Below are 18,453 nucleotides of genomic sequence, written 5' to 3' on the forward strand. Positions count from 1 at the left end.
AATGCAGACAGAAACCGTCAGAGAAACTATGGCGATTCATCAGCAATTTTCAGATGGGTCAGCAGCGCCGTCAGCGACGGCACCGGTCCGGCATGGGTGGTTGCTGAGCGGGTCGTGTCCCAGGGCATCGCATCATCAGTGCAGAAGTCGCCGACACACTGCATATCCACCGCCTCATTGAGTAAACCCACCGGAACCCAGACATAAGGCCTGCCCCGCAGCGGGTTGGGCACGGTGGAGCCACAGCGGGTGCAGAAATCGTTGCGATAACCGCTGGCTTTTTGCCATGACGCCAGGTGATCTTCTCCGCCAGTCCAGCGGAACTCCCCCGCTTTCACCAGCGTCGCCAGGTTATAACCGGTTCCGCTCTGCTTTCTGCACAGCGAACAGTGACAACGGTAGTAAAGCGTGGGTGGCGCTGCCAGCTCAAAAACCACCGTTTCACACAAGCACGAGCCTTTCATTTCACCGCCTTGTTGATGTAATGAGAGAGGCCACCGCTGCGGATGCCCCCCTGATCGCAGTGACACCCTGGCGAAACCGTTGTTTGCATCAGCACAGGGTGTGCCATTTTCATGCAGAAGTCGCGAACGGCCATCCCCGACTTAGTGGCGACTGAACACCAGTTTCAGCCCCGCCAGCACAAAGCAGCAGGCTAACAGTGCCTCCAGTCCGCGACGGATGCGGCGATAGAACGCGCTCATCACCGCCGTCGAGAAGAGCAGCGCATATCCACCGAACACCAGCAGACAGATCGTTGCACAGCCAGCGATGATCAGCGGTACCGTGGAGGCAGCCATATCGGGCTTCAGGGCAAAAGACATGATCGCCACCCAGGTGAGAATCGCTTTGGGATTGCCGACATGCATGAGTATTCCTGGCGAAACAGTCTGCCCCAGGCGACCCGTTCAGTGCTGGCATCAATGCCTGTCGCTTCCGTGCGGCGCAGGGCCGATTTACCCGCTTTAAATGCCAGCCAGAGCAGATATAACCCGCCGCCAACCTTCAATACAATCAGCAACTTTGCGAAGGTGGCCAGCACCGTCAGCACGCCACAGGCGGCCAGTAGCGCCCAGATCATCGAGCCGCTCACCACACCTGCTGCCAGCGCCAGGGCGGCTCCCCTGCCCTTTTTCATCGCCGTTCCCATTATCGCCATATTGCTGGGACCCGGGCTGGCCGTGGCGACAAAGTAGGTGGTGAAAATCAGGAGTAATTCATGCGAAAGCGCCATAACTGCCTCTGAGATTGATTGTTATCAATCTGTTATATCGGTTGTGGCGAACATTTACCAGTGATGCTGTCGTCCGCCTGATGGGCGGAATCTCATTCAGCGGGGATAAAGATCAGGTCGGATGAGAGTCCGGATGAAATCCGGCAGGTTGAGCGGTTTATATGCGCATTTGTCATCGCGCACGGGCGCAGTGCTGAAGAGTTTAGCGGGAAATGAGACGGGCAAAAGCAGGATTAAGATTCAGTCCGGCCGATCGCATTGTGAAAATGAAATCATTCGCCGGACTGAACGGGCTCAGGAAACGCTTATTTGCCCAGAATTTCTCTGCGGACAATCTCTGCGCCTGCGCTTAATGCGTTGAGCTTGCCATTGGCAACATGACGCGGCAGCGGGATCATGCCGCAGTTGGTCGAAGGGTAGAGATTTTCGGCATCCACAAACTGCAACGCCTTGCGCAGCGTACTGGCGACCTCTTCCGGCGTCTCAATATTATGGGTTGCCACATCAATGGCGCCGACCATCACTTTTTTACCGCGAATCAGCTCGATCAAATCCATCGGCACCCGCGAGTTCTGGCACTCCAGTGAGACGATATCGATCGATGAGCGCTGCAGTTTCGGGAAGACCTCTTCATACTGGCGCCACTCGGTTCCCAGCGTTTTCTTCCAGTCGGTGTTCGCTTTGATGCCATAGCCATAGCAAATATGCACGGCGGTTTCACACTTCAGCCCTTCGACAGCGCGCTCTAGTGCCGCAATACCCCAGTCGTTAACCTCGTCGAAAAAGACGTTAAAAGCCGGCTCATCAAACTGAATAATATCCACGCCTGCGGCTTCCAGCTCTTTCGCTTCCTGGTTGAGGATTTTTGCAAATTCCCACGCCAGTTTTTCGCGACTTTTGTAGTGGTTGTCGTAAAGGGTATCGATCATGGTCATCGGCCCCGGCAGCGCCCATTTAATCGGACGATCGGTCAGCTTACGTAAAACCTTTGCATCTTCGACAAAGACCGGCTTCTGGCGCGAGACTTCACCCACCACGGTCGGGACGCTGGCATCATAACGATTGCGGATACGCACCACTTCGCGCTTTTCAAAATCCACGCCGCTGAGGTGTTCGATAAAGGTCGTGACGAAGTGCTGACGGGTTTGCTCACCATCACTGACGATATCGATCCCCGCCCGCACCTGATCGTCCAGGCAGAGACGCAGCGCATCTAATTTACCCGCCACTAACTCATCATCCTGCAGTTTCCAGGGTGACCAGAGCACCTCTGGCTGTGCGATCCAGGAGGGTTTTGGCAGGCTGCCAGCGGTGGATGTCGGTAATAAGGTTTTCATAGCAGGTGACCTTTTAATTTTAATTAAAGAACGGATTCAGCGGACCATTGCGCCAGCAGGGTCTGGTTAGGCTTAATGAAATGGGCCTCAGTAAATTTCCCCTGCTCAACAGCCAGCCGGCTGCGCTCTTCACGATCGTAAACAATCCGGGTTAAAGAGTAATCCTGATGCTGCAGCGTCGGCTGATAGCAGTGACCGGCAGCGGAATTCGCGTTATAGATTTCAGGGCGATAGATCTTCTGGAACGTTTCCATAGTGCTGATAGTGCCGATCAGCTCAAGGTCGGTGTAATCGCTGAGCAGATCCCCGTGGAAATAGAACGCCAGCGGCGCAACGCTGCCCTGCGGCATAAAGAAACGCACTTTCAGGCCCATTTTCCCGAAGTAGAAATCGGTCAGTGAGGGCGCATCCTGCTGATATTCAATGCCCAGAATGGGATGCTGATTGCCGGTACGCACATAGGTGTTTTTGCTGGACACGCTCAGGCAGATAACCGGTGATTTGCTGAAATTCTCTTTATAGACCGGTGAGTTAACAAAGCTTTTAAAAATGTTGCCGTGCAGCTGGCCAAAATCCGCGGGCGTGCTGAATTCAGTCTGCCCTTTATTAAAATCTGCCAGCACCACGCTGAAATCATAATCGCGCACGTAGGATGAGAAATTATTTCCCACAATGCCTTCGCTGCGCTCACCGGTGTGATGATCCACGATATAGGTTTTTAAAATTTCGATAGCCGGAAACGCTTCGCCGTCAGCGCCACCCTGAAGATTCAGCTCCGCAGAAATGATCTCGAGTTCTACGGAGTAACGGTCAGCCTTTGGATTGTCCCAGTGCGCCAGCGAGTTAAAACGATTATCGATCATCACCAGGGCGTTGCGCAGATTTTCCTGACGCTTTTCGCCACGCGCTAAATTCGCAAAGTTCGTCGTCGCGCGCGTATTTTTTGAAGGGTTATAGTTTTCGTCGAAACGAATACGCTTGATGGTAAAGGCAAAATCGTTGTTCATCGCTATCGGGTATCCTGGTCGCTGATATGAATTGTTGCTGAGAGGGTTATGCAGCTTTGCTATCCCTTAACAAGCATTCATATTTCTCAAAGTTATTAACAATTCTTACTTTATGCCTCAACGGGCGGGTGAAAAAAAGTGATTAAATTTCAACGAACATGAAGGAAATTCATGTTGAGACGGGAAAGCGGGGGATTTTTCACGATCGGGCGGGATATTCATTTACCCGCACCCGTGCGCGGGCCTGTCACCTTCGCACAGAACCCGGCGTCGCGGCAAATCTGCACGGGTGCCAGGCTTATCTCACCAGCGGTAACGTTACCGCTGGTGCGCTGCGCTAGATCTTATAAAAATCATCGCAGAATGCTTTTCGCGCACCCGATTTCAGGGAAAGCCTGTGCGCCGCCTCTTTCATCAGTTTACCCAGACCGCCGTCGCGCTTCGCCTCTGTCAGGCGTGAAGCGGGTCCGGTCAGGGCCAGGGCCGCGAGCATATTGTCGCCCTCACCAAACACCGGAAGTGATAATGAGGCGATATGCGGATCGCGGATACCAGAGGTAAACAACGGAAGTTCCGGCTGAGTCTCAAACAGCGGTTCTCTGCGTCCCCAGCAGCGAAGCACCTTTCCGATGGCTGAATTATCCAGCGGCAGAAACGTTCCGGGCAGACGCGTTTCCCGCAAGCCTTCTGACGGTTCCGCGCGGAACAGACAGAGTCGCTGATCCTTCTCGATGACATACCAGGTGGCGCTTTCACCCGTGGCCGTCGCAAGGGCATGTAGCTCAGGCTGGACGATAGTGGCAAGATGAAAGGATTGTTCATAGAGCTTGCCCAGATAGAGCAGTCTCGGTCCCAGGGTATAAACCCCGTTGTCGCGCCGGATGACGTAATTCATGCGTTCCAGTGAGTTCATCAGGCGATAAACCGTCGTTTTGTGATACCCGGAAAGCTGGGCCAGCGCGGTCAGCGTGAGTGACTCTTCGCCAGGCCTGAAACAATCCAGTAGCGCCAGCGCTTTTTCTACGGCAATTACGCCTTCATTCCCCATTAGCAGGTTCTCCTGTTTGCGACGGCAGGCAGTTTACCCTGTAATTTGTGATTCACATCGTATTTACATCACAAATGAATGCTTAACACTGGTGTGATCCAAATTAACATAGATATAGTAGTTTTATATTGTACAACAAAGTTGTACTTGGTAAAACGAAAGAGGATGATCTATGCCACATGCAGATAATACCTTCATCAATCGCGACATTACCCGTATCGCGCCAGAGCTCGTAAAACAGGCTGCTCAGTTTCAGGCCGCGATACTGGCAGATGTTGCCGGGCGACGCGGAACGCTGCACGGACGCGTAAAACCGCTTTCCCACACCATGAAAGTTGCCGGTCCCGCTATCACCGTTGAAGTCAGACCGGGTGACAACCTCGCTATCCACGCCGCACTGGCTATTGCCCAGCCGGGCGATGTGATTGTGGTTGATGGCAAAGGCGACATCAGCTGCGCATTAATCGGCGAAATTATGTCTACTCAGGCGCAGGCCTCTGGCATTGCCGGGATCATTATCGATGGCGCGGTTCGTGATGCCGATGCACTGAGCACCAATGGCTTCCCGGTATTTGCAGCGGGCCTGAACCCGTGTGGCCCAACCAAATCGGTGGCGGGACGGGTTAACTTCCCTGTTTCAGTAGCAGGCGCAGCGATTCAGCCTGGCGATCTGGTGATTGGCGACATCGATGGCGTGGTTGTGCTGCCTCGTGAAGCCGTTCCGGCCCTGATCGAACTGGCGCAGAAAAAACTGGATTTCGAAACCAGCCGCATCGCCGCCATTCGCGATGGCGATCTCCGCGCGCCCTGGTTAGAGAAAGCGCTGCTTACGGCTGGCATGCTGGTTGACGGGGAGGTGCTGTAATGACGACCTCTTCTCCTGTCATTCTGGTTACCGCCAGCGATCTGGCGCCGCAGGCAGTGAGCCTGCTCGACGATTTCACGATTGTGTATGCAGGCAAACAGCCGGGCGAAGAGACTCTGGTTCAGCTCTGCCAGCAGCACAACCCGGTGGGGATCATCGTCCGCTACGGCAAGATTAACGCCCGCATCATGGACGCCGCCCCCGCTCTGCGCGTTATCTCCAAACACGGCAGTGGCATCGATGTCATCGACCAGAAAGCCGCCGCTGAGCGTCATATCAGTGTTCAGTCGGCCCCGGGTGCCAACGCGGCTGCCGTGTCAGAGCACGCCTGGGCGCTGATCCTGGCCTGCGCTAAATCGGTGATCCCGCTGGATCAACGCATGCGTCAGGGACACTGGGATAAATCGACCCACAAATCCGTGGAGCTGGAGGGCAGAACCCTCGGGCTGGTGGGTCTGGGGGCGATAGGGGGTCGCGTGGCCCGTATCGGCCGCGCTTTTGGTATGAACGTCCTGGCCTATGATCCCTATGCGCGCACTTTCCCGGATGAGTGTGTCTCCTCCTCGCTGAACGATCTGCTGCGGCAGTCAGATGTGATTTCATTGCACTGCCCGCTGACAGAACAGACACAAAAGATGATCAATGCAGAGTCGCTGGCGTTGTGTAAAAAAGGCGCCATTCTGGTGAATACGGCTCGCGGAGGGCTGATCGATGATGAAGCCCTGATCGCGGCACTGAATGACGGCACGATCGCCTCAGCAGCGCTGGATAGCTTTGCCACAGAACCGCTGACCGCCCCGCATATCTGGCAGAATGTCGACAACGTGATTCTGTCGCCACACATTGGTGGCGTCAGTGATAACTCCTACGTGAAGATGGGCACCGTGGCAGCCACAAACGTGCTGAACGTGCTGGCAGAACCGGTGAAAGACGAAAGTCCGGTTTCCTGATCGGCTTTTCCTGACCGGCTAAACAGGCGCCTGGGCCGTTTAGCCGGTTTTTTTATGCGTTCTCTCTTTTGCCTGGCTTTCAGGCTATGCCCTTGCCGCTTTACCGCCCTGTCCTCTGAAACTTTCCCTCTGCCCTCCCTGTGGCCTGCCATGCACTGACGCATTCAGATGCCGCATCGCGGCACTCCAGCTTTAAACACCCGCAGATAGCGTCACCTGTCCCTGCAGGGCCAGACTCACTGTCAGCACCTCCCTTCTGGCTGAACCAGCGCTCCTTACACCACTCTTCCTCCAGCCGAGGGTGAGCCCCTGCATACGGCCCGCTTTCGTCAGATGGCATTCAGAGGGGATGACAGCCCGCTACAGGCTTACAGAAGTGCCAGGCGTGGCTCAGTGAAAAGATGGGCGAGTTAACATGGCTGTTGAGTAAGCGAGGGGGTGTTGCACACAAAGAGATCGATCAGGAAAAAGAGGCGGCAGGAGGATGAGTGAAGGGAGAAGCCCGGAGACGCGGCGAGCAGCGTCTCCGGGCTGACAACGTTATTTACTGACGGGTGAAGCGGTATTCTCAACTTCAATGTTTAATTTTTTGGTGCGTCCCATAACCAGCACGGCGATGCCGCCGACGCTGCAGAGCACAGCCAGTGGCAGCATTGCCAGGGTGTGACTGCCGGTGGCCTGATTGATGATGCCGTAAACGTTAACCATCAATCCTCCACCAATCAGGTTAGCCATTGCCCCGATAGCAGCCAGACCCGCTGCAGCCGTCGTGGATGACATCCAGCCCGAAGCCAGCGCCCAGAAAGGCCCTTTCATTGAGTAAGCACCAATCAGCACCAGCGACAGAATCACGACGCTGCCGGTCAGCGTGTTGGTCAGGAATGCAGAGAGCAGACCGCCTGCAATTAAAAACAGCGTCAGCGCGGTGTGCCAGCGACGTTCGCCGCTGCGGTCAGAGCTTCTGCCCCAGACAATCATCAGAACAGAAGCCAGACCGTAAGGGATCGCATTCACTAAACCGGTCGTGAAGTTGTCCAGACCGAAAGATTTCAGCAACTGCGGAGACCAGACGCTCAGCGTTGAACCTGCCGCCGAGGCACCTGCATAAATCAGCGCCATTACCCAGATATGTTTATGGCGCAGCAGCTTCCACAGGGAGATGTGTCCAATCGCTTTTTTCTTCGCGTTTTCCGCTTCCAGCGTGGTATTCAGCCAGGCTTTCTGCTCCTGATTCAGCCAGCTGGCATCAGAGGGGCGGTTGCTCAGCATGAAGAAAGCGGCCACCCCCAGCACAACGGCCGGAATGCCTTCCAGGATGAACAGCCAGTGCCAGCCGCGCATGCCCAGCCAGCCATCGAGTGACAGAATCAGACCTGAGATAGGCGAGCCGATAAAGTTCGCGGCAGGGATAGCCACCATGAAGGTCGCGATGACGCGTGCACGGTATTTGCCTGGGATCCAGTAGGTCAGATAAAGAATGACGCCCGGGAAGAATCCTGCCTCAGCGGCACCCAGTAAGAAGCGCAGAACATAGAGCGTATTGGCGCTTTCGACGAAGGCCGTACAGACCGAGATGATGCCCCAGGAGACCATGATGCGGGAGATCCAGATCTTTGCACCAATCTTCTGCATCGCAAGGTTGCTGGGGACTTCAAACAGGAAGTAGCCGACGAAAAACAGGCTGCTCGCCAGGCCAAACACCGCTTTCGACAACCCCAGATCTTCGTTCATCTGCAACGAAGCCATGCCTATGTTGCCGCGGTCAATAATGGCAATCAGATAACAGACAATCAGAAATGGCAAAATGCGCCAGACCACCTTTTTTACGGTCTGCTGCTCGATATCGGCAGAGAAAGTCGTGATGTGCTGTTTTTCAGACATGATGATCCTCACATTTTTGTCATCGTTTTGCGCGTGATACGCAAAACGCATTGTTGTACCCTGTAAAACATTAATGTACTCAGTAAAACCATTATCACGATAAAAAAGTGTCTCCGCCGGAAGATGTAATCAGGTTGTGTTATTTGTCACAAAAAAGTATTCAGCACATCTGGTTTATGTGACGGGCAAGTCGTTACCAGGACAAAGAGCGGACAGATTTTTTGCGGGGATAATGCGACGGGAGAGAGTAATGAGAACAAAGGCCGTCATCCAGGGATAATTGTCGAAGATTACCCCGAATCCCTGTCTGACAGAGGTGTGGCGCAGTTCAAAGTGACTAGCGGAGGAGTCTGAGCCCTCTTTGCACGATATCCCGGAACGTTTCACATTGCATATGTTCCTGTTCCTGACAGCGGGCAACATGCTTAAGCCCCTCACTCAGCCGCTTTAACTGACGAAGGGTGCTATCAATTTCTCTGGCTCGAAGAAGAAGAAGCTCCCGGTCGATAGCTATACGGCCTTGCTCATTCAGCATCTTGGCTATTTCATCAAGAGTAAATCCGGCAGCCTTTCCCAGCGCAATCAGCTCCAGTTTAACCAGAACATTGCTGTGGTACTGCCTTCTGAGACCGTTGCGACCCACAGCCCTGATTAGCCCTTTCTTCTCATAAAACCGTAAGGCTGAAGGTGACACACCTGAAAGGTCTGCGACATCCCGTATATCCAGTTCTTCCATCGTTGACTTAAACCTGACTTTAAGTTGCACACTGCCAACCAGCTTATCATTCCAGACAGCAAGGATACCAAATATGGACAGCATGACTTTTTATCAGACCCTAATCAGCGGTGTCGGCGCAACGGTTGTTATGGATCTCTGGTCACTCTTCCAGAAGTACATTATTAAAATTGCCCCTTTAAATTATGCGCTGGCAGGCCGCTGGATTCTGTGGATACCAAAAGGAAAGTTCCGGCATAACACGATCATCTCAACAGCTCCGGTGCAGGGAGAACGTGTCACTGGCTGGTTATTTCATTATCTGACAGGAATACTTTTTGCTTTTATACCGCTTGTTCTGGATGGATCGACCTGGTTTCATGATCCCTCATTCAGGACGGCTCTGCTGACTGGTCTGTTGACGCTATTCGCTCCCTTTATCGTGCTTCAGCCCGCGCTGGGTTTTGGCTTCGCGGCATCGCGGACGCCCCGACCCTGGCGAGCCCGACTGCTTAGCCTTCTTACGCATATAGCGTATGGATGCGGACTCTCAATCACAACCTTGCTTATTTATTAGCGTCGGATGGAGGCTCTGCCTGAAACGCGCTGCATTTGATGTAACTGCATTCTCCTGACCGAAAACGGCAAGTGGCTCTTTAAGATTGCGGAAGAACAGAGCGCCCATTCATTCAACGATTCTCAGGGGAGCGGGTTGCGGATATATAATCGGAAGTTAAAGATTCTTTATTACCATTCCAGACGCAGCCAGAATCATAATGGATGCGGCCAGACGAAAAAGGCGTCGTTGCGCTTTTTCACTGGTGAGCAGATGGCGTATTCTGAGCGCGGCAAGAATAAAAACTGCGCCAACGCTTAAAAGGACCAATACGGTCACGGGCACCAGCATTCCTCCCCACATTTTTAATGACACATTATCCAGAGAAATGACAAGAGGCAGTATCGCCAGATAGAAAGCGATAGTTTTGGGATTCCCAAGCGTTATGGTCAGTCCTGAAAACCAGGCTGTTGCCAGTTCTTTGTTTGTCGTTTTCTGTGCAATATTTATCGCCTCCGGCTGACTGCACCAGAACTGCCATGACAGCAAACATAAATAGAGTGAAGCAGCATAGTTAATCAGGGTGAAGATAGTGTCATTAGTCTGCCCAATAACCCCCAGACCAAATATCGCCAGTGTTAAATAGATCAAATCCCCCAGAATAAGTCCTGCCAGCATAGCAAAAGCGGAAACAGCACCCCCACAGACACTACGTGCAACCAACGCCGTCATTCCGGGGCCGGGGATGGCAGCAGCCAGACCGAGAGCTGCAACATAAGAAATTACCTGAGCGATTCCAGACATCGTCATTCCTGTTTTTAATAGAAGAGAGAGGGACGGCGGATTAAAAGCGCCGCTAATTCATGTAGCAATAATCTTTAATGTTTTGGACACCACCAGAACGCTTCAGAGAAAATTAACGGAGTCAGGGAAATTAAAACTCTGACACCCGCTTTTAAATTGCATAGCGTAAAGCAGACTCTTATGCAGGTCATAATGAGAAGAGTCAGGTTTAAAACCCTCTTTTTTTGCCTTGAGCCAGAAAATAAATTCAGGTGATTGAGAAAGAGAAGAGTATGCATGACCTCTGAACAGGATCTTATCCTGCCTTATCTCTCCTGAACGGTGAATCAATTATGCCGTAAACAAAGAGGAAAGAGTCACCTATCTCATTTACCCGGCGCAGGTTTTCAGGTAGAAATAACCACTTATTAATTACATTAAGAAAGGAATTTCCCTAAATGGCACTCAGCCCGACAGATGTGAAGATTCTGGAAGTTCTGCAGAACGATGCGCGCGTCACCAATCAGGAACTGGCGGAGAAGATCAACGTTTCAGCTTCTCCCTGCTGGCGCAAAGTGCGCAGGCTTGAAGAAGATGAAGTGATCAAGGGTTACCGCGCTGTTCTGGATCGCAAAAAGATTGGTCTGGGCGTGATGGTTTTCATTCGGGTAGTCATTGACAGCCACAGTGAAGCGCAGGCCAGAAAGTTTGAAGAGGAAGTCACGGCGCTTGAGGACGTTGTGGCCTGTTATAGCATCGGTGGGGATGCCGACTTCCTTCTGCAGGTTGTCGCATCGGATCTGGATTCCTATGCCGATTTTGCCATGTCAGTAGTGCGCAGATTGCCGGGAATCAAAGAGATGCAGAGTATGTTTGTCCTTAAAGAGATCAAACCACTCGTTACTTATCCTGTAAATAAAGCGTCTGTGCAAGGATGACTACGATAGCACCTTAGCAAAGCACACCGCCTCTTCCCGGTTTATGTAGGGCCCATAATTTGCGATGCGGTTATATCCGCTGTTCTGATAAAAACGGACAGCCTTATAGTTCACAGCACGGGTTTCTAGCCAGATTTCCGTGTATCCCATTCCCAGCGCCGACTCTTCGAGGAAGGTCAGTAATGCCCTGCCGATCCCGGCGTCACTGCGGTCTGAATACATTCTCTTCAGTTCGGCAACCGTCTCTGTAAGCGGTCGGATAGCGCCGCAGCCGACAGCCACACCCTGATGATTTCTGGCCACCACCCAGAGCGCCCTCTCCTCATCCATAGCAGCCATTGCAAAGTGTCGTCTGCCATCATCGCCGGTTATCGCCGCGAGCTCGGCTGAAAGCGCATTTATCAGCCGTTGCGACTCCGGGGCGCAGGGATCGGCTTTTTCTACCCTAATCATGCCAGCCTCCGTTTTTCTTTTAACCGTCAGAATAAAACGAAATCCGGTCAGCGACATCCCCCCTGGCACTCATGCACCGGATAAATAAGACTGGCCCCGTCTCACAATGCCCGGATGAGGGCTCGTCGCGCATTCACGGCTAAGCCTCTACTTCGCATCTATAATTCAGTGATTCATCACCCTGCGCCCTTTTTAATCGTGGCAGCGAGAGGTCGCGGTTCCGCCTCACGCAGAGACTGGCGGCAAAAAAACAGCTGAGTGCCCCAGCCTCTTACGGCGCGGCTCCCGCTGAGTGACGCACAGAACAGAACGGCCGGTCACAACATAATTTGACTCTTTACTGAATAAGGAAGCCTCATGAATCTATCTCTCAAAAATCAGGTTGCGCTGGTGACCGGTGCCAGTTCAGGCCTCGGCTATGCCTGTGCAGCAGCCCTCGCAAAGGAAGAGGCCGCTGTGGTCATTAACTATCATAGTCAGGCCGAGCCTGCCGAAGAGCTGGCAGAAAAAATCCGGGCCGGTGGCGGTCGTGCCATCGCGGTGAAAGGCGACGTGTCGAAAGAGGCAGATGTCGACAATCTCTTTGCGCAGACTCTTGCTGAGTTTGGCAGACTGGACATTCTGGTGGCTAACTCAGGCCTGCAGAAAGATGCCCCCTCAATCGATATGACACTGGAGGAGTGGAATACCGTTCTGGATGTAAACCTGACCGGGCAGTTTTTATGTGCGCGGGCTGCGCTGCGCCAGTTCCGCGATCAGGGACACAGTCCGGAGATCAGCAGAGCGGCAGGGAAGATCATTCATATGAGTTCGGTTCATCAGCTCATTCCCTGGGCCGGACACGTTAACTATGCCGCCTCCAAAGGCGGCGTAGACCTGCTGATGAAAACGCTGGCGCAGGAGGTGGGTGAGGCGCGTATCCGCGTTAACTCGGTTGCGCCTGGCGCTATCGCGACCGCCATCAATGAGGAGACCACCCAGGGTGAGGCGGGCAAAGCATTGTTAAAACTGATCCCCTATGGCCGCATCGGTGCGGCTGAAGATGTGGCGAATGCGGTAGTCTGGCTTGCCAGCGATCTTTCCGATTACGTTCATGGCACAACGCTCTTTATAGATGGCGGCATGAGTCTTTATCCCGGATTCCGCGACAACGGCTGATTCATCTGCCTCGCGCAGAGGATCAGGGCGGCAGGTTTTATCCGCCCCCCTGGCAGTGACCGGCGCCCGAAGCAGTGCATTCTCCGGGCGTTTTGTCTCTGCGGTGGCTGCCGCTCAGCAGGTGATCCGCCCGCCGCGCCATGCGACAATCGCGCCTTACACGGTTTAGTTCTGAGGTTTCCGACATGACGTCCTTTTATCAATTCACGGCCCCGCTTCTGAACGGTCAGATGGCCTCCATGGCAGACTACGCAGGCAGGACGGTGCTGGTGGTCAACACCGCCAGCCGCTGTGGGTTCACACCGCAGTATGCTGGCCTGGAAACCCTTTATCGCAGATATGCCGATCAGGGACTGGTGATACTGGGTTTCCCCTGCAATCAGTTCGGCAGGCAGGAACCCGGCAGTGCTGACGATATCGCACAGACCTGCCACATCAATTACGGCGTAAGTTTCCCGATGTTCGGCAAAGTGGAGGTCAACGGGGCCGCGGCACACCCGCTGTTTCGTTACCTGAAAGAGGCGCTACCCGGCATTCCAGGTGGCCGAATCAAGTGGAACTTCACGAAATTCCTGATTGGACCCGACGGCACACCGCTAAAACGATTTGCCCCCATCACCGCCCCGGAGAAGATGGAGTCGGCCATTGTCGCTGCGCTGCCAGCGCGATGAGCGCGCCTTCTGAAAATTGAAGCCTGCCGACAGGCTTCTGCCCTGTTCAGAAGCGCCGCGATATCAGGCGCTACTGTCTGATAATGGTCTGAATAATCCACTCACGGAATATTTGCATCGACGGCGTCATTTTCCTGGCTCTTTGCCAGGTCAGCCAGTATCCGTCATTGCCGGAATAAATATCAAAAGGCCTGACGAGCAGCCCGCGCTTTATTTCGGGTTCAAACATAATTTCCGGTGCCAGCGCAACGCCCCCGGTAATCAATACGGCATCAATAATCAGACGCGATGAATCCAGAACAGGCCCGTTAATTCTGAAGGGGGGAATACCCGCCGCAGCAAACCAGTTTTCCCACTCTTCATGACGATAAGAGCGCAATAAATTTTCGCCCGTAATATCCTCAGGCCGGTTAAGTTTTTTCGCCGTATCTGGCCGGCATAATAGCGTCAGCGGAGCGTCAAACAGCAGTTGATTATGTGATGCCGACCAGTTGCCAGAACCATATCTTATAGCAAAATCGACACCTTCTCCGGCGATGCTCACCACATTGTTATTGGTCTGAATACTCAGTTCGATAGCGGGATGGCGTTGCCGGAAATCGTCAATTTTCGGCAGAAGCCAGCCCAGCGCAAAGGTGCCGACACAGGAGAGCGTGAGCGCCTCCCTGACTTCTCCCCCTTCAAACTGACGATAGGCTTTCTCAATCCGATGAAAGGCATCAGAAATCTCAGAAAACAGCAGTCGCGCCTCATCGGTCATTTCAAGACCACGCGAAAGCCTTCTGAATAATGTGGTTTCTAACCGCTCTTCAAGCAATCTGACCTGCTGGCTGACCGCCGCCTGCGAAACGAACAGTTCCATGCCTGCCCGGGTAAAGTTGAGATGGCGGGCAGAGGCTTCAAATGCGCGCAAAGCGTTAAGCGGAATATCCCCTTTCACTATAGCCCCCAGAAAAAGTTATGACTGGCATCAATTTATACCGTTTTGACTCGCCGGAAAACTGATTTATTTTGGAGCCCGTAATTAAGGGAAACGATATTCAGTCACGGCCTTGTGACAATTCAGATTTAATTAATTTTTGTATAGGGAACGTTTAATAATGAATAAATTTAAAAACTGCCTGGCCGGAATAGTGTTATTCGCCGCAGCGGGATGTTCAGCGTCAGCACATGCGGCTTTCGATCAGCAATCCCTGAACAATCAGTTTGAGAAACTTGAACGTCAATCCGGAGGCCGGCTCGGCCTGGCCGTCATTGATACGTCTGATAGTGTGCAATATTCCTGGCGCGGCAACGAAAGATTTCCACTGTGCAGTACCAGTAAGGTGATGGCCGTTGCTGCGATATTAAAAAAGAGCGAAGGGTTAAAAAAAAATAAAAATGCTGATACTTTACTTAATAAGAAAATTCATATAAGTCAGCACGATATGGTGAATTACAATCCTGTCACCATGAAGCATATCGGTTCGGCAATGAGCCTCGCGGAGCTGAGCGCGGCGGCCCTGCAATACAGCGATAACGCGGCGATGAACAAGCTGCTGGCGTATCTGGGCGGCCCGCAGCATGCCACGCAGTTTGCGCGAACCCTTGGTGATACGACGTTCCGGCTGGACAGAAACGAGCCAGGCCTCAACACCGCGATTCCGGGTGATCCTCGCGATACCACTACCCCTTCAGCGATGGCAGCGAGTCTTAACAAACTTGTTTTAGGTTCTGCGCTTAAAGACGATCAGAAAGCCACACTGACAGCCTGGATGAAGGGCAATACCACGGGGGCAGCCAGTATTAAAGCGGGCCTTCCGGCAGACTGGATAGTGGCCGATAAAACCGGCAGTGGCGACTACGGCACCACCAATGACATCGCCGTTATCTGGCCGAAAAATTACGCCCCCCTCGTCCTGACCACCTACTTTACGCAGCACGATAAAAGCGCCGCCGCGCGTAAAGATGTGCTCGCCAGCGCAGCCAGAGTGATTGCGGACGCTATCCAGCAATAAAAACGGACAGGTTCAGACCTGTCCTGTGAGCGAAACCGGCCCCCGGCAGGCCGGTTTACCGGTTTCAGCACAGGGCCGTCAGGCCGTCATGCCACCATCAATCACCAGTTCGCTGCCGCAGATGTAACGGCTTTCGTCCGAGACCAGGAACAGGGCCGCCGCAGCCACTTCATCCGGATCGCCCAGCCGCCCTGCCGGTATTCGCGCGCTCAGTGCCTGCCTTACCTCATCGCTGGCCTGGTCAAACATCGGCGTATCCGTAGGGCCCGGACTGAGTGTGTTGACCCTGATACCGCGCGGTGCCAGTTCGCTGTTCCAGGTACGGGCATAAGCGCGAACAGCGGCCTTACTGGCAGAATAGGTTCCATAACCCGGATTGGCGATTCCCCCCGCGATGGAACCGATCAGCAGAATGGCCCCTCCCTCCTCCATGAGCCTGACAGCATGCTGTACCGTCAGCACCATGGCACGAACGTTCAGACCAAAAATAAGGTCAATATGCTCTGCTGAGGTCTCATCCAGGTTTGCCGGTACAGCCACACCTGAAGCATTAACCAGGATATCGAGGCGACCGGCTCTGGCCTGAATCGTCCCGAACAAACGTACGAGATCGCTGGCATCCGTCAGGTCACCCGCTATCGCTTCAGCCTGACCGCCGGTTAGCGTAACCGCCTCTGCCAGCTGAGCTTCGCGTCGGGCGGTAATAAAAACCCGTGCGCCTTCCTGTACAAAACGGCGAGTGATGGCAAGACCAATACCGCTGCTGCCACCGGTCACCAGAACCACTTTTCCACTCAGTTTCATCATTGCCACTCCGTAAAGAGGTTGAACGATGGATGATACATTTCGTATATTTAGTGTCAATTACGCACCTGATGTACACCAGATATCCTTGAGGAAACCGTATGGCCACCGATATCACCGCTCTGCTGGCAGAGATCAACAGTACCCGCCCGATCCTGGAACAGGTTGCCAATAAATGGTCGGTGTTAATCCTGACCGTGTTGTGCTCACAGCCGTCGCGATTTAATGCCATTAAGCGCAGGCTCGATCCCATTACTCACAAATCACTGACTGAGGCATTACGCCGTCTGGAGCGAAACGGACTGATAAGCCGGCACGTGATCGCCTCCTCACCTGTCGCGGTGGAGTATGCGATCACGCCTCTGGGCAGAACCTTGCAGGACCCGTTTGTCGCGCTGGTCAACTGGGCGAAGCAACATGGCGAAACCATGCAGCAGGCTCAGGAGGGGTATGATGAGCGTGAGCCGGGACAGCAGACGTGATCTTCAAGTGCGGGAGACAGGAGTGAGATGGCGCTAAGCGCAGCGGCTGACAGAATTCGTACAGCCAGTGATCACAGGGCTGCCTGCTCAAAAAACTGATAGGAGCCATCGCGGCGGGCTTTAGCCTGATACATCGCTTTGTCGGCGCGCTCGAACAGCATTTTCGCCGTTGCCGTTCCGAAGCGGGCCAGGCTGATGCCAATCGCTGCACCGATGCGCACGTCCATGTTATCGATGACGAAGGGGGCCTCCAGGCTGTCAATAATGCGCAGGGCGATGGCCGATGCCACCCCGCGATGACTGCACTTTGCGGCCACAATAAACTCATCGCCACCCATCCGGGCCACCGAGTCGCCCGGGCGCATGCAGCGCTGCAGCCGTTCACCGACCTGCTGCAGTAAGGCATCCCCTGTCGCATGGCCCATAAGATCATTCACTGCCTTGAATCCATTGAGATCGATAAACATCACGGTGGTGAAAGCCGGGTCCTCTGTCTCCGCCAGCATTCGGCCAATCTGCTCGTTAATCCAGGCGCGATTAGGCAGCCCGGTCAGCGGGTCGCGCGTCGCCAGCTCTTCGAGATTGCGCATCCTTTCCTTGTCACGCGTGATGTCACGCGAAACCAGCACGGCACCGATATTTTTGCCTGAAGAGGGATTGCTGACGCCACAGGCTTTAGTGCCCAGCGTGAGGTAGTGGCCGTCACGATGCCGTTTACGTACTTCAACCACATCCGGCAGCATTCCGCCGCTGAAGATATGTGCCAGCGCTGCCGAGGCAGATTCGCGATCGTCAGGATGCAGGAAATCGACCACCAACTGACCGACCACCTCTTCAGGTCTCCAGCCTATCATTTCGCTGTAGGAGGGCGAGATCGAGACGTATCTGCCATTCGCGTCACAATGGGCAATCAGATCGGTACTGTTCTCGATCAGCAGGCGATATTCCGCCGCCGTGCGGACCGCATCCTCCAGCGCTTTACGCTGCGCAGTCACATCCAGTATGAAGCCGTTGTACTTCTGGTGGGAGGTGCCAGGCAGACTGTCCGGCAGGCCGGAAACCACGACGCGGCGTGTTTCGCCGTCCAGACAGTGGATAGGCACTTCAAAGTAGAAAGGGGTCAGATATTCCAGCGCCGCGGTCAGCTGCAGCGCGATCTTTGCATCATCGTCAGCCTGCGCCAGTTCCAGCCAGGAACTCAGCGTCACCCCCTTCAGGGCAGGCATCAGGCCAGCCGGTGTTTCCTGACTGGCAACGCAGATACCCTGCGCGTCTGTAGACCAGACGGCTGTGAAAGAGGGTTTAATCATTAAGTTCATGGCGGCCGACTCCGATGTTGCTGACGATACTAAACAAGCTCAATACTCGTCGCTACAGACCTGATTATAACCGTAAATGTCCGTCTGACGCGGCAGGAGGCGACAGTCACTGGGTGAGCCTGAGGCGAAACCGGCCATCGCGCATGGCGGGCGCCCGGACCTGGCTGGCCGTTGTTTCTGAGGCCGCGATCCTTACAGGGATGTGCGCAGAACGTTTATGACAGGGTGCAGTCTCTGAGGTATCAGCTCCTGTTT

Annotated in this window: 19 protein-coding genes and 1 pseudogene; 8 read left to right on the top strand and 12 right to left on the bottom strand. The window is 53.9% G+C overall.

Translation table 11 applies throughout. The annotated features are described in order from the left end of the window. Positions 1-26: 26 nt before the first annotated feature. From OJ965_RS02010 to OJ965_RS02030, 5 genes and pseudogenes are all read right to left on the bottom strand, one after another. Entirely contained in the window at positions 27-464 is a 438-nt protein-coding gene (locus OJ965_RS02010; protein WP_265135386.1) for a GFA family protein, read from the bottom strand. Positions 465-605: 141 nt separating this feature from the next. Next, a pseudogene (locus OJ965_RS02015) lies at positions 606-1,234 on the bottom strand (LysE family translocator). Between the two features lie 305 nt (positions 1,235-1,539). After that, the gene (locus tag OJ965_RS02020; RefSeq protein ID WP_009093105.1) at positions 1,540-2,571 is read right to left on the bottom strand and encodes a methionine synthase; all 1,032 of its coding nucleotides are present in this window, start codon (positions 2,569-2,571) and stop codon (positions 1,540-1,542) included. A gap of 23 nt (positions 2,572-2,594) precedes the next feature. Then, positions 2,595-3,578 (bottom strand): DUF1852 domain-containing protein, encoded by a 984-nt coding sequence (locus tag OJ965_RS02025; RefSeq protein ID WP_167431723.1) that lies wholly within the window; start codon positions 3,576-3,578, stop codon positions 2,595-2,597. A gap of 337 nt (positions 3,579-3,915) precedes the next feature. Next, positions 3,916-4,626, bottom strand: coding sequence for an IclR family transcriptional regulator (locus OJ965_RS02030; RefSeq protein ID WP_009093107.1), 711 nt, complete (start codon positions 4,624-4,626; stop codon positions 3,916-3,918). A 172-nt stretch (positions 4,627-4,798) separates the two neighbouring features. Here OJ965_RS02030 and OJ965_RS02035 point away from each other — a divergent pair, with 172 nt between their 5' ends. Further along, positions 4,799-5,491 carry an RraA family protein gene (locus OJ965_RS02035; protein WP_046102875.1) on the top strand — a complete coding sequence of 231 codons (693 nt, stop codon included), beginning with the start codon at positions 4,799-4,801 and terminating at the stop codon, positions 5,489-5,491. Further along, the gene (locus OJ965_RS02040; RefSeq protein WP_265135387.1) at positions 5,491-6,441 is read left to right on the top strand and encodes a hydroxyacid dehydrogenase; all 951 of its coding nucleotides are present in this window, start codon (positions 5,491-5,493) and stop codon (positions 6,439-6,441) included. Before OJ965_RS02035 ends, OJ965_RS02040 begins: the two co-directional genes overlap by 1 nt. A gap of 540 nt (positions 6,442-6,981) precedes the next feature. On the opposite strand, the gene OJ965_RS02045 is transcribed toward OJ965_RS02040, so the two are convergent. Both OJ965_RS02045 and OJ965_RS02050 read right to left on the bottom strand, forming a co-directional pair. Next, a complete protein-coding gene (locus tag OJ965_RS02045) occupies positions 6,982-8,322 on the bottom strand; it encodes an MFS transporter (protein WP_033736842.1) in 1,341 nt (446 codons plus the stop codon). A gap of 337 nt (positions 8,323-8,659) precedes the next feature. Next, positions 8,660-9,058: a MerR family transcriptional regulator gene (locus OJ965_RS02050; RefSeq protein WP_265135388.1), complete on the bottom strand. Its 399-nt coding sequence runs from the start codon at positions 9,056-9,058 to the stop codon at positions 8,660-8,662. 73 nt (positions 9,059-9,131) lie between these two features. Between OJ965_RS02050 and OJ965_RS02055 the strand changes: the two genes are divergently transcribed. Next, positions 9,132-9,614, top strand: coding sequence for a DUF2938 domain-containing protein (locus OJ965_RS02055; RefSeq protein WP_265135389.1), 483 nt, complete (start codon positions 9,132-9,134; stop codon positions 9,612-9,614). A gap of 156 nt (positions 9,615-9,770) precedes the next feature. Here OJ965_RS02055 and OJ965_RS02060 read toward each other — a convergent pair whose 3' ends face one another. Continuing rightward, positions 9,771-10,397, bottom strand: coding sequence for a LysE family translocator (locus OJ965_RS02060; RefSeq protein ID WP_009092703.1), 627 nt, complete (start codon positions 10,395-10,397; stop codon positions 9,771-9,773). 437 nt (positions 10,398-10,834) lie between these two features. Between OJ965_RS02060 and OJ965_RS02065 the strand changes: the two genes are divergently transcribed. Next, positions 10,835-11,314, top strand: coding sequence for an Lrp/AsnC family transcriptional regulator (locus OJ965_RS02065; protein WP_009092704.1), 480 nt, complete (start codon positions 10,835-10,837; stop codon positions 11,312-11,314). Here the strand turns inward: OJ965_RS02065 and OJ965_RS02070 are convergent, their stop codons facing one another. Next, complete coding sequence (locus OJ965_RS02070; protein WP_477646120.1) at positions 11,315-11,767, bottom strand: GNAT family N-acetyltransferase; 453 nt, start codon at positions 11,765-11,767, stop codon at positions 11,315-11,317. It abuts the gene before it with no gap. A gap of 357 nt (positions 11,768-12,124) precedes the next feature. Between OJ965_RS02070 and OJ965_RS02075 the strand changes: the two genes are divergently transcribed. Next, complete coding sequence (locus OJ965_RS02075) at positions 12,125-12,925, top strand: SDR family oxidoreductase (protein ID WP_265135391.1); 801 nt, start codon at positions 12,125-12,127, stop codon at positions 12,923-12,925. Between the two features lie 185 nt (positions 12,926-13,110). Next, on the top strand, positions 13,111-13,596 hold the full coding sequence (locus OJ965_RS02080) for a glutathione peroxidase (protein ID WP_140029260.1): 486 nt from the start codon (positions 13,111-13,113) through the stop codon (positions 13,594-13,596). Positions 13,597-13,666: 70 nt separating this feature from the next. On the opposite strand, the gene OJ965_RS02085 is transcribed toward OJ965_RS02080, so the two are convergent. After that, the gene (locus OJ965_RS02085) at positions 13,667-14,536 is read right to left on the bottom strand and encodes a LysR substrate-binding domain-containing protein (protein WP_154928943.1); all 870 of its coding nucleotides are present in this window, start codon (positions 14,534-14,536) and stop codon (positions 13,667-13,669) included. 160 nt (positions 14,537-14,696) lie between these two features. Here OJ965_RS02085 and bla point away from each other — a divergent pair, with 160 nt between their 5' ends. Continuing rightward, complete coding sequence (gene bla / locus OJ965_RS02090) at positions 14,697-15,593, top strand: class A beta-lactamase (RefSeq protein WP_265135392.1); 897 nt, start codon at positions 14,697-14,699, stop codon at positions 15,591-15,593. Positions 15,594-15,671: 78 nt separating this feature from the next. On the opposite strand, the gene OJ965_RS02095 is transcribed toward bla, so the two are convergent. Then, positions 15,672-16,400, bottom strand: coding sequence for an SDR family NAD(P)-dependent oxidoreductase (locus tag OJ965_RS02095; protein WP_058957224.1), 729 nt, complete (start codon positions 16,398-16,400; stop codon positions 15,672-15,674). A 98-nt stretch (positions 16,401-16,498) separates the two neighbouring features. Between OJ965_RS02095 and OJ965_RS02100 the strand changes: the two genes are divergently transcribed. Next, complete coding sequence (locus tag OJ965_RS02100; RefSeq protein WP_009092712.1) at positions 16,499-16,879, top strand: winged helix-turn-helix transcriptional regulator; 381 nt, start codon at positions 16,499-16,501, stop codon at positions 16,877-16,879. 71 nt (positions 16,880-16,950) lie between these two features. Here the strand turns inward: OJ965_RS02100 and OJ965_RS02105 are convergent, their stop codons facing one another. Beyond that, positions 16,951-18,198 (bottom strand): sensor domain-containing diguanylate cyclase, encoded by a 1,248-nt coding sequence (locus tag OJ965_RS02105; RefSeq protein ID WP_009092713.1) that lies wholly within the window; start codon positions 18,196-18,198, stop codon positions 16,951-16,953. Positions 18,199-18,453 lie beyond the last annotated feature (255 nt).

The sequence above is a fragment of the Pantoea anthophila genome (assembly GCF_026104315.1).
Taxonomy (GTDB): Bacteria; Pseudomonadota; Gammaproteobacteria; order Enterobacterales; family Enterobacteriaceae; genus Pantoea; species Pantoea anthophila.

What these genes read in the sequence shown, in the direction of transcription:
- OJ965_RS02030 (WP_009093107.1), bottom strand. Translation starts at nt 4,626, where the DNA reads ATGGGGAATGAAGGCGTAATTGCCGTAGAAAAAGCGCTGGCGCTACTG.
- OJ965_RS02020 (WP_009093105.1), bottom strand. Translation starts at nt 2,571, where the DNA reads ATGAAAACCTTATTACCGACATCCACCGCTGGCAGCCTGCCAAAACCC.
- OJ965_RS02070 (WP_477646120.1), bottom strand. Translation starts at nt 11,767, where the DNA reads ATGATTAGGGTAGAAAAAGCCGATCCCTGCGCCCCGGAGTCGCAACGG.
- OJ965_RS02045 (WP_033736842.1), bottom strand. Translation starts at nt 8,322, where the DNA reads ATGTCTGAAAAACAGCACATCACGACTTTCTCTGCCGATATCGAGCAG.
- OJ965_RS02010 (WP_265135386.1), bottom strand. Translation starts at nt 464, where the DNA reads ATGAAAGGCTCGTGCTTGTGTGAAACGGTGGTTTTTGAGCTGGCAGCG.
- OJ965_RS02055 (WP_265135389.1), top strand. Translation starts at nt 9,132, where the DNA reads ATGGACAGCATGACTTTTTATCAGACCCTAATCAGCGGTGTCGGCGCA.
- OJ965_RS02105 (WP_009092713.1), bottom strand. Translation starts at nt 18,198, where the DNA reads ATGAACTTAATGATTAAACCCTCTTTCACAGCCGTCTGGTCTACAGAC.
- OJ965_RS02065 (WP_009092704.1), top strand. Translation starts at nt 10,835, where the DNA reads ATGGCACTCAGCCCGACAGATGTGAAGATTCTGGAAGTTCTGCAGAAC.
- OJ965_RS02050 (WP_265135388.1), bottom strand. Translation starts at nt 9,058, where the DNA reads ATGGAAGAACTGGATATACGGGATGTCGCAGACCTTTCAGGTGTGTCA.
- OJ965_RS02040 (WP_265135387.1), top strand. Translation starts at nt 5,491, where the DNA reads ATGACGACCTCTTCTCCTGTCATTCTGGTTACCGCCAGCGATCTGGCG.
- OJ965_RS02100 (WP_009092712.1), top strand. Translation starts at nt 16,499, where the DNA reads ATGGCCACCGATATCACCGCTCTGCTGGCAGAGATCAACAGTACCCGC.
- OJ965_RS02060 (WP_009092703.1), bottom strand. Translation starts at nt 10,397, where the DNA reads ATGTCTGGAATCGCTCAGGTAATTTCTTATGTTGCAGCTCTCGGTCTG.
- OJ965_RS02025 (WP_167431723.1), bottom strand. Translation starts at nt 3,578, where the DNA reads ATGAACAACGATTTTGCCTTTACCATCAAGCGTATTCGTTTCGACGAA.
- OJ965_RS02095 (WP_058957224.1), bottom strand. Translation starts at nt 16,400, where the DNA reads ATGATGAAACTGAGTGGAAAAGTGGTTCTGGTGACCGGTGGCAGCAGC.
- OJ965_RS02035 (WP_046102875.1), top strand. Translation starts at nt 4,799, where the DNA reads ATGCCACATGCAGATAATACCTTCATCAATCGCGACATTACCCGTATC.
- bla (WP_265135392.1), top strand. Translation starts at nt 14,697, where the DNA reads ATGAATAAATTTAAAAACTGCCTGGCCGGAATAGTGTTATTCGCCGCA.
- OJ965_RS02080 (WP_140029260.1), top strand. Translation starts at nt 13,111, where the DNA reads ATGACGTCCTTTTATCAATTCACGGCCCCGCTTCTGAACGGTCAGATG.
- OJ965_RS02075 (WP_265135391.1), top strand. Translation starts at nt 12,125, where the DNA reads ATGAATCTATCTCTCAAAAATCAGGTTGCGCTGGTGACCGGTGCCAGT.